This window comes from Sneathiella sp. D3-11, assembly GCF_055809395.1.
Genome location: NZ_CM147911.1, coordinates 1,138,591 through 1,153,403 on the forward strand (window position 1 = coordinate 1,138,591; position 14,813 = coordinate 1,153,403).

13 protein-coding genes and 2 pseudogenes are annotated in these 14,813 nt (G+C 50.1%); 11 read left to right on the forward strand and 4 right to left on the reverse strand.

Annotated features, from left to right (window positions below; genetic code table 11):
• Positions 1–9 precede the first annotated feature (9 nt).
• The 5 genes and pseudogenes from AC0L73_RS05940 (at position 10) to AC0L73_RS05960 (ending at position 4,325) form a co-directional block, all read left to right on the forward strand.
• On the forward strand, positions 10–897 hold the full coding sequence (locus AC0L73_RS05940) for an amidohydrolase family protein (protein WP_473655111.1): 888 nt from the start codon (positions 10–12) through the stop codon (positions 895–897).
• Positions 898–910: 13 nt separating this feature from the next.
• Complete coding sequence (locus AC0L73_RS05945) at positions 911–1,276, forward strand: protocatechuate 4,5-dioxygenase subunit alpha (protein ID WP_227949347.1); 366 nt, start codon at positions 911–913, stop codon at positions 1,274–1,276.
• Positions 1,269–2,117 (forward strand): class III extradiol dioxygenase family protein, encoded by an 849-nt coding sequence (locus AC0L73_RS05950; RefSeq protein WP_473655112.1) that lies wholly within the window; start codon positions 1,269–1,271, stop codon positions 2,115–2,117. Before AC0L73_RS05945 ends, AC0L73_RS05950 begins: the two co-directional genes overlap by 8 nt.
• A gap of 93 nt (positions 2,118–2,210) precedes the next feature.
• Positions 2,211–3,703, forward strand: a pseudogene (glpK, locus tag AC0L73_RS05955) (glycerol kinase GlpK).
• Between the two features lie 22 nt (positions 3,704–3,725).
• Positions 3,726–4,325 (forward strand): DsbA family protein, encoded by a 600-nt coding sequence (locus AC0L73_RS05960; protein WP_473655113.1) that lies wholly within the window; start codon positions 3,726–3,728, stop codon positions 4,323–4,325.
• On the opposite strand, the gene AC0L73_RS05965 is transcribed toward AC0L73_RS05960, so the two are convergent.
• The 3 genes and pseudogenes from AC0L73_RS05965 to AC0L73_RS05975 all read right to left on the reverse strand — a co-directional run bounded on the left by AC0L73_RS05965 (position 4,322) and on the right by AC0L73_RS05975 (position 6,561).
• Positions 4,322–5,149, reverse strand: coding sequence for an ABC transporter substrate-binding protein (locus tag AC0L73_RS05965; protein ID WP_473655114.1), 828 nt, complete (start codon positions 5,147–5,149; stop codon positions 4,322–4,324). The genes AC0L73_RS05960 and AC0L73_RS05965 overlap by 4 nt on opposite strands.
• Positions 5,146–5,862 (reverse strand): ATP-binding cassette domain-containing protein, encoded by a 717-nt coding sequence (locus AC0L73_RS05970; RefSeq protein WP_227949336.1) that lies wholly within the window; start codon positions 5,860–5,862, stop codon positions 5,146–5,148. The genes AC0L73_RS05965 and AC0L73_RS05970 overlap by 4 nt, the downstream gene beginning before the upstream one ends.
• Positions 5,856–6,561: pseudogene (locus AC0L73_RS05975) on the reverse strand (ABC transporter permease). The gene AC0L73_RS05970 and the pseudogene AC0L73_RS05975 overlap by 7 nt, the downstream one beginning before the upstream one ends.
• 230 nt (positions 6,562–6,791) lie before the next feature.
• On the opposite strand from AC0L73_RS05975, the gene AC0L73_RS05980 reads away from it, so the two are divergent.
• Entirely contained in the window at positions 6,792–7,556 is a 765-nt protein-coding gene (locus tag AC0L73_RS05980; protein ID WP_227949332.1) for a DeoR/GlpR family DNA-binding transcription regulator, read from the forward strand.
• A 108-nt stretch (positions 7,557–7,664) separates the two neighbouring features.
• Entirely contained in the window at positions 7,665–9,170 is a 1,506-nt protein-coding gene (gene glpD, locus AC0L73_RS05985; RefSeq protein ID WP_473655115.1) for a glycerol-3-phosphate dehydrogenase, read from the forward strand.
• On the opposite strand, the gene AC0L73_RS05990 is transcribed toward glpD, so the two are convergent.
• Positions 9,162–10,064 (reverse strand): DMT family transporter, encoded by a 903-nt coding sequence (locus AC0L73_RS05990; protein WP_473655116.1) that lies wholly within the window; start codon positions 10,062–10,064, stop codon positions 9,162–9,164. The genes glpD and AC0L73_RS05990 overlap by 9 nt on opposite strands.
• A gap of 283 nt (positions 10,065–10,347) precedes the next feature.
• On the opposite strand from AC0L73_RS05990, the gene AC0L73_RS05995 reads away from it, so the two are divergent.
• The 4 genes from AC0L73_RS05995 (at position 10,348) to AC0L73_RS06010 (ending at position 14,808) form a co-directional block, all read left to right on the forward strand.
• Positions 10,348–11,415 carry a DegT/DnrJ/EryC1/StrS family aminotransferase gene (locus AC0L73_RS05995; RefSeq protein ID WP_473655117.1) on the forward strand — a complete coding sequence of 356 codons (1,068 nt, stop codon included), beginning with the start codon at positions 10,348–10,350 and terminating at the stop codon, positions 11,413–11,415.
• Positions 11,416–11,663: 248 nt separating this feature from the next.
• On the forward strand, positions 11,664–13,211 hold the full coding sequence (locus AC0L73_RS06000; protein ID WP_473655118.1) for an AMP-binding protein: 1,548 nt from the start codon (positions 11,664–11,666) through the stop codon (positions 13,209–13,211).
• Positions 13,212–13,300: 89 nt separating this feature from the next.
• The gene (gene hspQ, locus AC0L73_RS06005) at positions 13,301–13,642 is read left to right on the forward strand and encodes a heat shock protein HspQ (RefSeq protein ID WP_227949326.1); all 342 of its coding nucleotides are present in this window, start codon (positions 13,301–13,303) and stop codon (positions 13,640–13,642) included.
• Positions 13,643–13,749: 107 nt separating this feature from the next.
• Complete coding sequence (locus tag AC0L73_RS06010; RefSeq protein WP_473655119.1) at positions 13,750–14,808, forward strand: alcohol dehydrogenase; 1,059 nt, start codon at positions 13,750–13,752, stop codon at positions 14,806–14,808.
• Positions 14,809–14,813 lie beyond the last annotated feature (5 nt).

A 14,813-nucleotide genomic window follows, 5' to 3' on the forward strand; every position in this document is an offset into this window, starting at 1 on the left:
GAAGAGATAATGGACCCCGACTACCTTCCCTTTCATCCCAACCCGTCAAAGCCTAAATTCAAGGCACCAAATGGCGCGGTCGACGCCCATTGCCATGTATTTGGCCCCGCCGACAGCTTTCCCTACGCACCGGAGCGGAAATATACACCCTGTGATGCCCCTAAAGAAAAACTGTTTGAACTTCGCGACTATCTTGGCTTTTCACGCAATGTAATTGTCCAAGCGTCTTGTCACGGCAGAAATAACGATGCCCTTGTTGATGCGCTGAAATCATCAAACGGGCTTGCGCGTGGTGTCGCTGTGATTAACCCGGATGTGACCGATGCAGAGCTTAAGGAAATGGATGACGCGGGCGTCCGCGCTGTCCGCTTCAATTTTGTAAAGCGGCTGGTTGATGCCACACCGAAAGACGTTTTTCTCAAGATTGCAAATCGTATCGCCAAGCTTGGCTGGCATATCGTAGTCTATTTCGAAGCACCGGACCTTGAAGAACTGATCCCCTTCCTGAAACAGCTTCCCACCACTGTCGTTGTTGATCACATGGGACGACCGGACGTGACCAAGGGAGTCGACCACCCTGATTTTCAATGCTTCGTAAATTTGCTCAAGGAAAATGAAAATTTCTGGACCAAAGTAAGCTGCCCAGAGCGGTTGACAGTCGCCGGCCCACCCTATGATGATGTCACTCCATTCGGAAAATATCTTGTGGAGCGATTTCCGGATCGTGTCCTTTGGGGAACGGACTGGCCGCACCCGAACATGAAGTCCCATGTTCCCGATGAAGGTGTTCTCGTCGACGTTATCCCCCGCATCGCGGTAACCACAGAGGCACAACAAAAACTACTTGTCGATAATCCAATGCGGCTCTATTGGCCAAACGAAACGAACCCATCTTGAAGAGAGAAATTGAATGAAAAGCTTGGCAGGCAAAGAGCCCATTCCCGGCACCACAATTTTTGAAGGTCGCATGGCGATGAAGGGGTATGAGCTCAATAAAATGTGCTTTTCCTTCAACAAAGCGGAAAACCGGGAAGCTTTCATGGCGAACGAAGATGCTTACTGCGCGAGGTACGGACTCACCGAAGCACAACGCACCGCCGTCAAAAGTCGCGACGTACTGGCCTTACTGAGCCTTGGCGGGAATATCTATTATCTCGCAAAATTGACCGGTATGTTCGGCCTCAATATGCAGGATATCGGCGCGCAACAGGCGGGCATCAGCCTGGAAGAATTCAAAGCGAGGCTACTCGCCGCAGGGGAGACGAAAAATGGCTAGACTAATCGGGGGTGTCGGTAGTTCTCATGTCCCGGCAATTGGCAATGCACTGGAGCAAGGCCTGCAATCTGATCCCTATTGGAAGCCATTTTTCGATGGGTACAAGCCCGTCTGGAACTGGATGGAGGATAAAAAGCCCGACGTAGCAATCCTCGTTTACAATGACCATGGCCTGAACTTCTTTCTTGATACCATGCCAACGTTCGCCATTGGAGCAGCGTCAGAATACCAAAATGCGGATGAGGGGTGGGGCCTGAAACCACTCGATCCATTTCAAGGGGATCCTGAATTTTCATGGCATTTAATCGACAGTCTTGTGCATGACGAGTTCGATATCACCATGTGTCAGGAAATGCTAGTGGATCACGGCTTCACCGTGCCCATGTCTCTGATGTGGCCCAACCAAAAAGCTCGTGATCAAGTTAAGGTCATCCCGCTTTGTGTGAATGTCGTGCAATACCCCTTCCCCACAGCGCGGCGCTGCCTCAAGCTTGGCGAAGCAATTGGTAAGGCGGTAGCCTCATTCGATAAAGACCTCGATGTTGTAATCCTTGGAACAGGTGGCCTTTCCCATCAACTTGATGGGGAGCGAGCTGGCCATACCAATCGGGCATTCGATACAGAATTTCTTGAAAAACTGAAAAGTGAGCCGGAATGGCTGCTCAAATATTCAAACTATGAACTGGCGGAAATTGTCGGACCGCAGGGCGTGGAAATGATCATGTGGCTGATCATGCGCGGGGCACTCGGGAACGATATCCGGGAACTATCGCGCAACTATCATATCCCGATATCCAACACCGCGGCCGGTGTCATACTGTTTGAAAATGATGCCATCTGAAGGCTCCGGTTAAAACAGGCTGGCGTATCCCGTTCTCTCATGCCAATATTCCGCGGCAGGGAACAAGAAACTATCTGACGAACGGGTAACGAAATGACAGGGTATATCCTCGCCATTGATCAAGGCACGACATCAAGCCGGGCTATTCTCTTCGATAAAAATTACCAACCTGTTACCGTTGGTCAGCAGGAATTCACTCAATACTTCCCGACCTCGGGCTGGGTTGAGCACGATCCTGAAGAAATCTGGACTACAACCGTCGCAACGGCAAAGGAAGCTTTGGCGAAAGCGGGTACAACGATCAGCGACGTCGCCGGTATCGGCATCACCAATCAGCGGGAAACAACTGTTATCTGGGACAGGGAGACCGGCAAGCCCATCCACAACGCTATTGTCTGGCAGGATCGGCGGACGGCCGATTTGTGCAGCAAACTTAAGCAAGCTGGTCTGGAGCAGACGTTCTCTGAAAAAACCGGATTGCTGCTCGATCCCTATTTTTCCGGCACTAAAATTGCGTGGCTTCTTGATAATATTGAGGGTGCACGCGCCTCAGCGGAGAAGGGCAAACTTGCCTTCGGGACCATTGACAGTTTCCTGCTCTGGCGACTGACAGATGGCAAGATTCATGCAACCGACGCAACAAATGCCAGCCGAACACTGATTTACGATATCCACCGCGGGGAATGGTCCGATGACCTTCTGGATATCCTGAGAATTCCTAAATCACTGCTGCCTGAAGTACGCGATTGCGCCGCTGATTACGGCGCGTTGGATCCAGGTATTCTAGGCGGCTCCACCAAAATTGCTGCGATCGCCGGGGACCAGCAGGCAGCAACCGTCGGACAAGCCTGTTTCCAGCCTGGAATGATGAAATCCACCTATGGAACTGGCTGCTTTGCTCTTCTGAACACGGGACACGATCCGGTCAAATCCCAGAACAAACTTCTCACAACAATTGCTTATCAGTTGAACGGCAAACCAACCTATGCTTTGGAAGGCTCTATTTTCGTTGCTGGCGCGGCCGTCCAATGGCTTCGCGATGGCCTTGGCATAATTGAACATGCGGCGCAGTCGGGCGAGCTTGCGGAACTGGCAGACCAGGGTCAGAATGTCATCATGGTTCCCGCCTTCGTTGGGATTGGCGCCCCTTATTGGGATACAGATTGCCGGGGGCTATCTTCGGCCTAACCCGCGCCACCGGACCAAAAGAACTTGCGCGCGCCGCGTTGGAGAGTGTTTGCTTTCAAACGCGCGACCTCCTCACCGCCATGCAAGCCGATTTCACAGACGGTCATGAAACAGTTTTGCGTGTTGATGGCGGAATGGTTGCCTCCGAATGGACGATGCAACGGCTTGCCGATATTCTGGGCGCGCCTGTCGATCGCCCCGCTTCAGCGGAAACCACGGCGCTTGGCGCTGCCTATCTCGCGGGCCTGCAGACAGGATTTTACCCCAGTATTGACGAATTCTCTGAAAGCTGGCACCGCGACAAACGTTTTTCCCCGGCCATCACTGCGACGGAACGGGACACAGCTTATGCCAACTGGCAAGATGCCGTTCGGCGTACTTTAACAAGTTACCCGTAGAACGAAGAAAGATTAAAACATCATGGCGACAATTGAATATTTTTACGCTGGCTATTCCGCTTACGCCTACCTAGGACATGCCGAATTATTGCGGATTGCAAAAGCCGCGGGAAGAGAGATTGATCACCGTCCGTTCGATTTACGCAAACTGATAGAGGCGACCGGAACAACCGCATTCGGGAATCGGTCACAAGCGCACAAAGACTATTTCTTCGGGCGAGAGATTGCCCGATGGGCAGAGTACAGAAATATCCCTGTCCTAGATCACACTCCGACCTATCACCATCATGATATCACTCTGTCTAATTGCATGCTCATCGCCGGATTGCTCCAGGGATTCAACATTGACAGGCTTTCTCATGAAATGCTGCGTGCGCATTGGGCCGAAGACTTCGATCTGGATAAAGCCGACGACCTAAGAACAATCGGAGAGCGGGCCAGCGTTGATCCTGAACCTCTCCTGACTGCAGCCGCATCGGAAGAAGTGCGAAAAATTTATGCCCAAAATACCGAGGAAGCCATCAAGCTTTCCCTGTTTGGCTCCCCCACTTATTTTATCGATGGCGATATGTTTTACGGGCAGGACCACCTTGAAGTGATGGCCCATATTCTTGGGGTCTAGCTGTCGCTATCCAGCACACCAGCGTTGGGCGTAAAGAGCTTTTCTCCTGCGATTTCATAATCACCAATTATTTTTTGTGCTTTTGGGCTGACCAACCATTTTTCCAGCTTTGCCGACAGGTCCTTTTTGACGTGCGAGTGTTTCGCCGGATTGACAGGCAGGTATGCATATTGATTAAAAAGGATAGGGTCGCCCGAAAAGAGCAGACCGAGGTCTCCCTTGTTCTTGAAGTTGAGCCAGCTTGCCCGGTCCGCGAAAACATAACCATTCATACCACTTGCCGTATTAAGCGTAGCGCCCATGCCCGATCCGCTCGCCCGGTACCAGTTCCCTTCGAATTTTTCAGGATCCAATCCGGCTAACGTCCAGAGTGCTAATTCCTTGCGATGAGTGCCACTATCATCACCGCGACTGACAAAAATCGCTTTCGTTTCTGCAATCGCCTTAAGTGCATCTGCCGCTGTTTTGGCATTTGCGATGCCAGCCTCATCCGGTTTCGGGCCAATCAGCACGAAATCATTATACATGATCTCCCGTCGATGAGTGCCATATCCCTCTTCCACGAATTTTTCCTCTGCTTTGCGCGAGTGAACAAGAATTGTATCCACATCCCCTGCGCGCCCGAGCTTAAGTGCCTGCCCGGTCCCGACAACGAGAAGATAGACATCAATTCCGGTATCTTCCTTGATCCGTGGGATCAGGATGTCGGATAGACCGGAGTTATGGAAAGATGTTGTCACCGCCATTTTCATATCATCGGCAAGGGCATTTACATTCATCAGCAGCAACAGGGTGAAGGCCGCGAGAATTGACCGGGATTTCATAGCAAAATATCTCCTCTTATAAATTTTTGTGCTTCTTCCGTTTGTGGATCTCCGAAGAAGTCATCCGTCGCCGCTCGCTCATGTATTTTTCCCCGATACATGAACAGAATTTCATCAGCGAGACGCTTCGCCTGACCAAAATCATGTGTAGCCATGATGATGCGCGTTCCCGCCTCTCTTGCAGAGAGGATCAGCCTTTCGACGTCCAAAGTCGACGCACCGTCGAGGTTGGCCGTAGGCTCATCAAGAAACAACACTTCCGGTTTCGTGATGAGCGCCCGCGCCATCGCCAGCTTCTGTTTCTCTCCGCCGGAAAGCACATGGGCATCGTAATGCCCAACATCACTTAGGCCAATTCTATCAATCCATTTTGTCGCCTCTGCGCGCGCGGCTCTCTTGGCGACGCCGCGGACAAAGAGCGGATAGGCTATATTCTCAATACCGGAGCGACGAAGAACGACCGGGGACTGAAAAACAAACGATTGGCGATTGTAAATCTCGCTCTTTTTGGCTGCCCATTTGACGGTACCGCTGTTTGGCCGCTCCAGCCCGTGCAATAACCGGAGAAATGTCGTTTTTCCGGCGCCATTGGGCCCGATCAGAATACTACAACCTGTCGCACCGAATGAGAGGTCAAGTGGACCAACGATGTTTTTCGTGCCCTTGCGCACGATTGCACCCTTAAGATCAACGGGCAGTATCGTATCTACCATGTTCCCTCCCGCTCCGTTCGTGAAAGGATATGGATCGCGAGATTAATCAGGATCGCCATAGAAATCAGGACTATACCCAGACCAAGAGCCAGCGGAAAATCACCCTTCCCCACCTCCAGCGCGATTGCCGTTGTCAGAACACGAGTAAGATGGTCAATATTCCCACCGACAATCATGATTGCTCCTATCTCCCCGATACCCCGGCCGAACCCGGTAAGGGTCGCGGTCAGAAGGCTGCGCCGACCATCCCAAAGCAATATCTTCATACGCTGCCATTTCGTTGTTTTGATGGATATCAGCAGGTCGTGATAGAGGAACCAGAGATCGCGCATCGACTGTTGAGAAATAGAGGCAATGATTGGTGTTATAATAATCACCTGCGCAATAATCATTGCTGTCGGTGTAAACAGAAGATCAAGCACACCGAACGGACCCGACCGCGACAGCAGAATGTAAACGAATAGCCCGACTACAACAGGTGGAAGTCCCATTAAAGCGTTCAACAAGACAATCGCAAACCGCCGATATCGAAATCGTGTGACCGAGAGCCAAGGCGCCAAAAGGTAAACCGATGGCAGCGGAGATCAACACCGCCGATATGGTTACCTGCAACGACCGCAAGGATATCTCAACTAGATCGTGATCTAGATGAATGATCAACCCGAATGCCGACTGCAACCCCGCCAGAAGATCATTCATATCGCTTTAGTTCAATCCGATCTGGAAATTTTATTATCACCTTATAATTCTCCCCAACGTCCGATCATTGACTCGTTCATATACGACATCTTGAAGGATGAATACGCCACTCGCCAAAGCTGAGCAACAGTCCTGCGACGCACAAACCAATTCCATACTTTTCCAGGATTATTTCTTTCCTATTCGCGCGCCAATGTCAGTATACTCAACCGAAAACAGGAGGATAATCAATGCATTTGACCGCCCGTCAGACCGAAATCGTCGAGCTTGCGAAAACACAGGGTCGTGTGCAGGTCGATGAGCTGGCGGCGCATTTCGATATTACTCCTCAGACAATCCGAATGGACCTGAACAGCCTTTGTTCCAATAAGGTCTTGATCCGATTTCACGGCGGCGCATTTTTTCCAGAGGCACGTGAGAATGTCGAGTATGAAGCAAGACGGCAAATTGCGTCAGAAGAAAAGGCCACCATCGGCGAGGAAACGGCCAAGCTTATCCCTGATCATTCCTCCCTTTTTATGAATATTGGCACCACGACCGAGGCCGTTGGGCAAGCCCTAATCAATCATCAAGGATTAATGGTTGTGACAAATAATATCAATGTCGCAAATAAGTTGCGGCTTTATCCCTCATTTGAGGTCGCCATAGCCGGCGGCGTTGTCCGTCCATCCGATGGTGGTATTGTTGGTGAAGCTGCCATTGATTTCATCAATCAGTTCAGGGTTGACTATGCTGTCATTGGTGCCTCGGCTATTGATCCGGATGGCTCCCTTCTGGACTTTGATTTCCGCGAAGTTAAAGTCGCGCAGGCAATTATCTCCAAAGCCCGGCATGTCATTCTTGTTGCGGATTCCACCAAGTTTGAACGCCGGGCGCCGGTGGTGATCGCGCAAATGGCGCAGGTCGATACCCTAGTAACCGATCACATTAGCAAACCTTCTATCCGACGCATATGCGCCGAGGGAGATGTCCGGATCATAGAGACATCGTCCTAGCTCCGATATAACGAAAATATATCTAGGATAATATTTTCCTTTTGTTTTCATTTTTGCGATATAAATCTTCGTTATTCACAGCAATTCAATTTCGGAAAACTAGGAATTATGACGGCAGATTTTGATATTTTTGTAATCGGGGGCGGAATAAACGGGTGCGGTGTGGCGCGCGATGCCGCTGGCCGCGGATATTCCGTTGCTCTCTGTGAAATGAATGATCTTGCCAGTGGCACCTCTTCGGGTTCGACTAAACTCATCCATGGTGGCCTTCGCTATCTTGAGCATTATGAATTCCGACTTGTGCGAAAAGCCCTTCAGGAAAGGGAAATTCTCTGGGCCAATGCACCACATATAATCTGGCCTTTGCGGTTCGTGCTCCCGCATCACAAGGGATTGAGACCTGCGTGGCTTCTAAGGCTTGGATTATTTCTTTATGATCACCTCGGGGGCCGAAAGAAGCTCCCCGCATCTAAATCTCTCAATCTACATGACGACGTTCTAGGTAGACCATTAAAAAAGGAATTCACAGCCGGCTTCGAATATTCGGATTGCTGGGTAAATGACTCACGTTTGGTTGTCCTTAATGCGATGGATGCCGCGGCGCGCGGGGCGCTTATTGAAACGCGCACGAAATGTATTGCCGCTGAACAAAAAGCCGGGCTTTGGCACATCACCACACAGGACACAGTCAGCAAAGAAACCGTGACCAGAACGGCGCGAATGATCGTGAATGCAGTTGGACCTTGGGTCGATAAGATTATTCAGGTGGCGTCAAACTCATCTACGTCCCCGACCGTTCGCCTCGTTCAGGGAAGCCATATTGTTGTGCCAAAGCTTTATGAGCATGACAGATGCTACATCTTCCAAAATGCGGATGAACGGATCATCTTCGCCATTCCCTATGAGCAGAACTACACCTTGATCGGGACTACGGATCAGGATTACAGCGGCGATCCGGAGAACGTCGCGATTAGTGATACTGAGATTTCCTATCTTTGTAACGCCGCGAGCGAGTATTTTGACACGCCCGTGCGAGAAGGAGACGTTATCTGGACTTACTCCGCCGTTCGACCGCTTTTTGATGACGGCGCAACCAAGGCACAGGAAGCCACCCGCGACTATGTTTTAAAATGGCAATCCGATGAAGACACCCCGCCATTTCTGAATATTTTCGGTGGCAAGATCACCACCTACCGCCGCCTTGCAGAAGCTGTCCTGGAAATGGTAGAGCAAAAACTCGGCAGCAAAGCGCGCGCATGGACAATCAGTGCCGCACTTCCGGGCGGTGATTTCCCGATGGAAGGCTTCACAGATTTGCTCAAAAAAGTTCGCGACACATACCCTTTTCTGGATCACCACCAGTCTGAACGTATGCTCCGCGCATACGGCACGCGCCTGTTTGATCTGATGGATGATTCCGCGAGTAAATCCGACCTTGGCATCGAATTCGGGGGCGGATTGTTCGAGAGAGAAGTCCAATACCTTATGGATCATGAATGGGCGCAAACAGCCGAAGATGTCCTTTGGCGGAGGAGCAAAATCGGAATTGGGATGCGCGAGGAACAAATCTCTGCCTTAAACAATTGGATGACGTCAAAAGAACCGTCAGTCTGAGCGCGTCAGCTTCACCCCTATCAACACAATAGCAGCACCAAATATTTGAATGGGAGTGATCGCCTCATCGAGCAGTATGACCGAGCTCAGGATGGCAACAACAGGGATTAAGAAACTGTAGACCATACCCTTGGTAACGCCCAGACGAGCAATACCTGCGCAATACCAAACGAAGGCGAGAGCGGCCCCGAAGATCGCAGTAGATGCCCAGCTCAACCAGCCAAGTGTCGGGATAGTCGTCCAATTTTGTTCGATAAGGCTTGGAATACCGATCAGGGTTAATGTTATCGAGCCGAATAATGTCGCCCAAGCGGTCACGAGAAGAGGGCCGCGCCGCGCAACTAATGGACCGGAAACATAAGTATAAAGCGCCCACATCATCGACGCCCCCACAATCAGCAGATCCCCGACGATCGAGCCGGCATTGAATGTAATTTCCGTCAGACTGTTGTTAATAACGACGGCAACGCCCAAGAAAGAAACAAAAATACCGACCCACGCCTTGGCACCCGGACGGTTTCCCATCACGGCGGATATCAGGGCCCCAAAAATGGGAGAGGTCGTTATCAGGACCGAAGCTTTCGATGCGGACGTCAAGCTAAGGCCATAGGCCCACCCGCCCTGAAACAGGGTAACACTCAACAGGCCAATAATGACCAACATTCCTGCCTCTCTGACGGATATTCCAATGCCCGTATTTTTGACTAGAAGAATACCAAACAGAAGAATGCTTGCCGCCAAATACCGCGTCGCAGAGAAGGTAACCGGATCCATAAAATCCAGTGCGTACTTCGCAATTGGAAAGTTAATACCCCATGCAAGGACGGCACCAATTAAGAAAAGATCCCCACCCGACATCCGTCCACTCTTCTGACCAACGGAAATTTGTCTCATGGCGGTTTCTCCGTCCTATCGTTTTTTTTTGCAATGCTGCTATATTGAAGGGGCCCGTAATAGATAGATAGTCTAAAATATTAATTGCGCAGGTTTCAGGTTTCGAAGAATTTGTTCTTAGCACGGATTATCAATCACGCGAAATGGCGCATATAGCGTGAAAAAAAGCGTTTTTCATGACTGCTTACTCTGGCAAGTAAACAGAAAATTTAGCATTTATGGTTTATGATAAGCTTAAGTAGAAAAATTCAACAGTTTATACTCTGAGTACAAGGCCGTGAAATTGTCAGATCACAACATCAAAATGCCATTTGTCGAGAACAAACGGCCGGACATGGTTTATGTTGCAAAGCTCTTTGAGCAGTGCGTGGAAACCAATATGTGGGCAAATCGTGGCCCGCTTTATCACTTGCTTGCAGAGAAGTACGAAAAGCATTTCAACCTATCCGCCGAACGTGCTGTTACACCCTGTGCAAATGGCGGCATCGGCCTAGAGGCTCTGGCAAGATTTCTTGAGATAAAATTCGATAGCCCAATCCGCTGGGTTGGCAGCTCCTTCAGTTTCAACAATCTCGGGCGCGGATATTTCAACGATATGCATTTCGTCGATTGCACTGAGCAGGGTATCCTGAGCTTGACGGCGCTCGAAGAATTCGGGCTTGGCAATTTTGATGGCTTCGTTGTAACTAACCCGTTTGGACCTTGGCATGATTTCGAGCCTTTTATCGAATTTGCCAAAAAACATAATAAATTCATGTTGATAGACAATGCGGCTGGCCTCAATGAAAAGTTGCCGGATTGGCCCTATCAAAGCTTCAGCCTGCATCACACGAAACCGTATGGTGCCGGAGAGGGCGGGCTCATTCTGTCGCCAAGAGAAGAAATGGAGTCAATTTACAATCTTTTGAACTATGGTCCCGTAAAGGCCGCGGAAAAGAAACATTGGATCAATAACGGTAAAGTTTCCGATATCGCCTGCGCCTTCCAAATTGACCGGCTTGACCGCGTCGAAGAATGGAAACCTCTCTATCTGGAACAAGCGGCGAGAGTGACAAAAATCGCGTCGAAAGTCGGATTACGACCACTTTACCCGTTCAACGGCAGCACACCGGCAACCAGTCTTCCATTTTGTGCGGATACCCCCATCCGGCAGGATGACATTGATGATGCTGAACATCTGGTGCTCACAAAATATTATCTACCTCTTGCCGAGACTTCAAACTGCGTGGATATCTATCACCGTCTTGTTAACATCCCTTGTCATCCGGATGTGGCGTATCTGAAAGAAGAAAAATTGCTGGAAGATTTCACGCGACTAACAAAAATACACAATGCGCGCGCAGAAAGCTAGCTATCTACATAACGATCATCGCTCAATTGTAACGTCCCTTCCTAACCAGAGATAAGATCTCAGTCTCGCGAAATGAAAGAGCGCCCTTTGTAGTTCGCCATTATGCCCTGCGCTCCGTCCTAGATAACAATCAGATTACAACGCTTGCGCTTGGCCATATAAATGTTGCGATTAGAGTTTGCGCGACCTATCCTTTTTCCAAAACATCATTCTAATTAAGAAATAACAAAAAAAGGGAGGAGCGCAGTATGTATCCAGGGAAATTTGCGACTGAAAACCCCAATAGGCCAGCCTTTATCATGGCCTCTTCCGGGGAAACTGTTTCTTATCGCGAGTATGAGGAAAGGGCGAATAAACTCGCTCATTTTCTTCAAAGTAAGGGGCTCTCACAAGAGGATCACTATGCAATCTTCATGGAGAATAATGCCTGGTATTTTGAAAGCTGCGGATCCGGGGAACGCGCTGGCCTTTATTACACTTGCATCAACTCCTACCTGACTGCCGAAGAGCTTGCGTATATTGTCAACAACAGTGAAGCGAAGATTCTCATTACATCGGATGCAAAACGGGAAGTTGCGCGCGAAGCTTTAAAATCATGCCCAAATGTAATCTTAGGGATTGTCGTCGATGGCGAAACCGATGATCAATTCGTAAATCTTCAGGAGGCAACCAGAGACTACCCGTCGACACCACTTGAGAATGAGCGGCTTGGCTTATCCATGCTCTATTCGTCCGGCACAACAGGGCAACCAAAAGGCATTCTCCGCCCTATGCCAGACAGTCACCCTCTTGACCAGATTCCTCTTTATCTCTTTCTCCAGAAGCTCTGGCAGTACCGCGAAGATATGGTGTATTTGTCGCCAGCGCCGCTCTATCACTCCGCCCCGCAGGCTGCCTGCAATTTCGCGATCCGTTTCGGCGGAACCGTTATCATCATGGAAAAATTTGATCCGGAGCAGTATCTCCAGTTGGTCGAGAAGTATAATGTCACGCACACTCAGCTCGTCCCCACCATGTTTTCCCGGATGCTTAAACTCCCTGAGGAGATACGCAAGAGCGCTGACCTCTCATCTCTGGAAATTGCAATTCATGCCGCGGCCCCCTGCCCGGTTCAGGTAAAGCAGGACATGATCAAATGGTGGGGCCCAATTATTCATGAATATTATGGTGCGACAGAAGGGCTTGGTTTTACCGCAAGCAATAGTGAAGAATGGCTTGCCCATCCAGGCTCGGTCGGAAAGGTGCTTCTTGGTGATCTCCATATTCTGGACGAGGAAATGAAGCCTTGCCCGATTGAAACACCCGGCACGGTCTGGTTCAAAACGGCAACTCAATTTGAGTATTTCAACGACCCGAACCGCACGAAAGAGGCGATGTCACCGGATGGTACGATGAGTACTGTTGGCGACATGGGGTACATTGATGGGGACGGATTTCTTTATCTCACTGACCGGGCGACTTTCATGATCGTCTCCGGCGGTGTGAATATCTACCCACAGGAATGCGAAAACTTACTTATTACCCATCCGAAAGTAGAGGACGCGGCAGTTTTTGGTGTTCCTAATGAAGATTTCGGAGAAGAGGTGAAAGCCGTCATTCAACCTATGCCCGGCATTCATCCGGGCGAAGAATTGGCAGAGGAGCTTAACGCCTTTTGCCATGAGCACCTTTCGGCGCAGAAGTGCCCGCGCTCCTTTGACTTTGAAGAGCAGCTTCCGCGGCTTCCTACCGGAAAACTATACAAACGCTTGCTCAGGGATCGCTACTGGGGCGACAAAAAGAGCCGTATCGTATAGAAATGAGCCTTCTTAGATATTTCACGCCGCATTGAATTCTTGATGTTCAAGACTTGCCCATAAAGTAAACTCCACTATTATGGCACGTCATGAGCAAAGATTCACAAGTCAGAGCAGCCAAGTTCGCGATTGGACAAATCGTCAAACATCGGGTTTATCCGTTTCGCGGCGTGATTTACGATGTCGACCCCACCTTTGGTAATAGCGAAGAATGGTGGGAATCTATCCCGGAAGAGGTTCGACCGAAGAAAGATCAGCCGTTTTATCATCTCTTCGCGGAGAATGCCGAAACAACTTATGAGGCTTACGTGTCTGAGCAAAATCTCCTGATTGACGAAAGCGGGAAACCGGTGTCGCATCCGTCAGTCAAAGACTTCTTCTCTGAGCTTCGTGACGGACGCTATCTTTTCAGCAATCGACTGCAATCATAGGGTCGGCGAACTTGCGCGATTTCCGGCCACAGAAATTCTGGCGGTCACGCATGAAACGAGCTAGCATATTTTCTCCAATTAAAAACAAATAAACGGGGAGAATTACCATGCATTGTCAGCAGATCATCCAGTTTGGCAAACCACTCGAAGCGCGAGACTACCCAACACCAGAACCCAAAGGAACCGAAGTACTCCTGAATGTCACAGCCTGTGGTGTTTGTCATAGTGATTTGCATATTTGGGAAGGCTTCTTCGATCTTGGTGGAGGCCAAAAGATGGACCTCTTACAACGGATGAAGCTTCCCTTCACGCTCGGGCATGAGGTCGTTGGTGAGGTTGCCGCGATTGGTCCAGATGCAGAAGGGGTTGAAATTGGCGACAAACGTATTGTTTTTCCCTGGATAGGCTGTGGAAAATGCAATGTCTGCCTCGCTGGGGACGAGCTTCTTTGCATGGCGCCGCAAACAGTCGGCACTCGGTATAACGGTGGGTATGCGAACGAAGTTATTGCGCCCCACCCGAAATATCTTATTCCCTATGACGGTGTTCCGACAGAACTTGCCTGCACATATGCATGCTCCGGCCTCACAGCCTACAGCGCTCTAAAGAAACTTTCCCATCTGCGTGAAGACGATCATATTGTGATCATAGGAGCGGGAGGGGTTGGGCTCTCCGCGGTGCATTTCGCTTCAAGTGTTGTGAAGGCAAAAATCATTGTCGCCGATATTGATGATACGAAGCGGTCAATCGCTCGCCAATCAGGCGCGCATGAAACCATCGACAACAGCGATCCTGAAGCCGCACTCGCTCAACTTCAGGAAATCACGAACGGAGGCGCGGCCGGCTCCATCGATTTTGTGGGTGCGCCGGCAACTGCATCCTTTGGTTTTAACGGATTGAGGAAGGGCGGCCATATGGTGACAGTTGGATTGTTCGGAGATTCCATGCCTCTGTCGATTGCGATGCTGCCACTCATGATGAGAACGATCAAGGGCTCCTATGTTGGAAGCCTTGAGGAGATGCACGAGTTAATGGAACTCGTTCGGGGTGGCAAGGTAGCGCCAATTCCTTACGAAGTCCGCCCCCTAGACGAGGTGAATAGTGCCCTCACGGACCTGCAGGCCGGAAACGTCAAAGGCCGCATTGTCCTCAGCCCGCAAAAATAGGTATA

What these genes read in the sequence shown, in the direction of transcription:
- AC0L73_RS05940 (WP_473655111.1), top strand. Translation starts at nt 10, where the DNA reads ATGGACCCCGACTACCTTCCCTTTCATCCCAACCCGTCAAAGCCTAAA.
- AC0L73_RS05945 (WP_227949347.1), top strand. Translation starts at nt 911, where the DNA reads ATGAAAAGCTTGGCAGGCAAAGAGCCCATTCCCGGCACCACAATTTTT.
- AC0L73_RS05950 (WP_473655112.1), top strand. Translation starts at nt 1,269, where the DNA reads ATGGCTAGACTAATCGGGGGTGTCGGTAGTTCTCATGTCCCGGCAATT.
- AC0L73_RS05960 (WP_473655113.1), top strand. Translation starts at nt 3,726, where the DNA reads ATGGCGACAATTGAATATTTTTACGCTGGCTATTCCGCTTACGCCTAC.
- AC0L73_RS05965 (WP_473655114.1), bottom strand. Translation starts at nt 5,149, where the DNA reads ATGAAATCCCGGTCAATTCTCGCGGCCTTCACCCTGTTGCTGCTGATG.
- AC0L73_RS05970 (WP_227949336.1), bottom strand. Translation starts at nt 5,862, where the DNA reads ATGGTAGATACGATACTGCCCGTTGATCTTAAGGGTGCAATCGTGCGC.
- AC0L73_RS05980 (WP_227949332.1), top strand. Translation starts at nt 6,792, where the DNA reads ATGCATTTGACCGCCCGTCAGACCGAAATCGTCGAGCTTGCGAAAACA.
- glpD (WP_473655115.1), top strand. Translation starts at nt 7,665, where the DNA reads ATGACGGCAGATTTTGATATTTTTGTAATCGGGGGCGGAATAAACGGG.
- AC0L73_RS05990 (WP_473655116.1), bottom strand. Translation starts at nt 10,064, where the DNA reads ATGAGACAAATTTCCGTTGGTCAGAAGAGTGGACGGATGTCGGGTGGG.
- AC0L73_RS06000 (WP_473655118.1), top strand. Translation starts at nt 11,664, where the DNA reads ATGTATCCAGGGAAATTTGCGACTGAAAACCCCAATAGGCCAGCCTTT.
- hspQ (WP_227949326.1), top strand. Translation starts at nt 13,301, where the DNA reads ATGAGCAAAGATTCACAAGTCAGAGCAGCCAAGTTCGCGATTGGACAA.
- AC0L73_RS06010 (WP_473655119.1), top strand. Translation starts at nt 13,750, where the DNA reads ATGCATTGTCAGCAGATCATCCAGTTTGGCAAACCACTCGAAGCGCGA.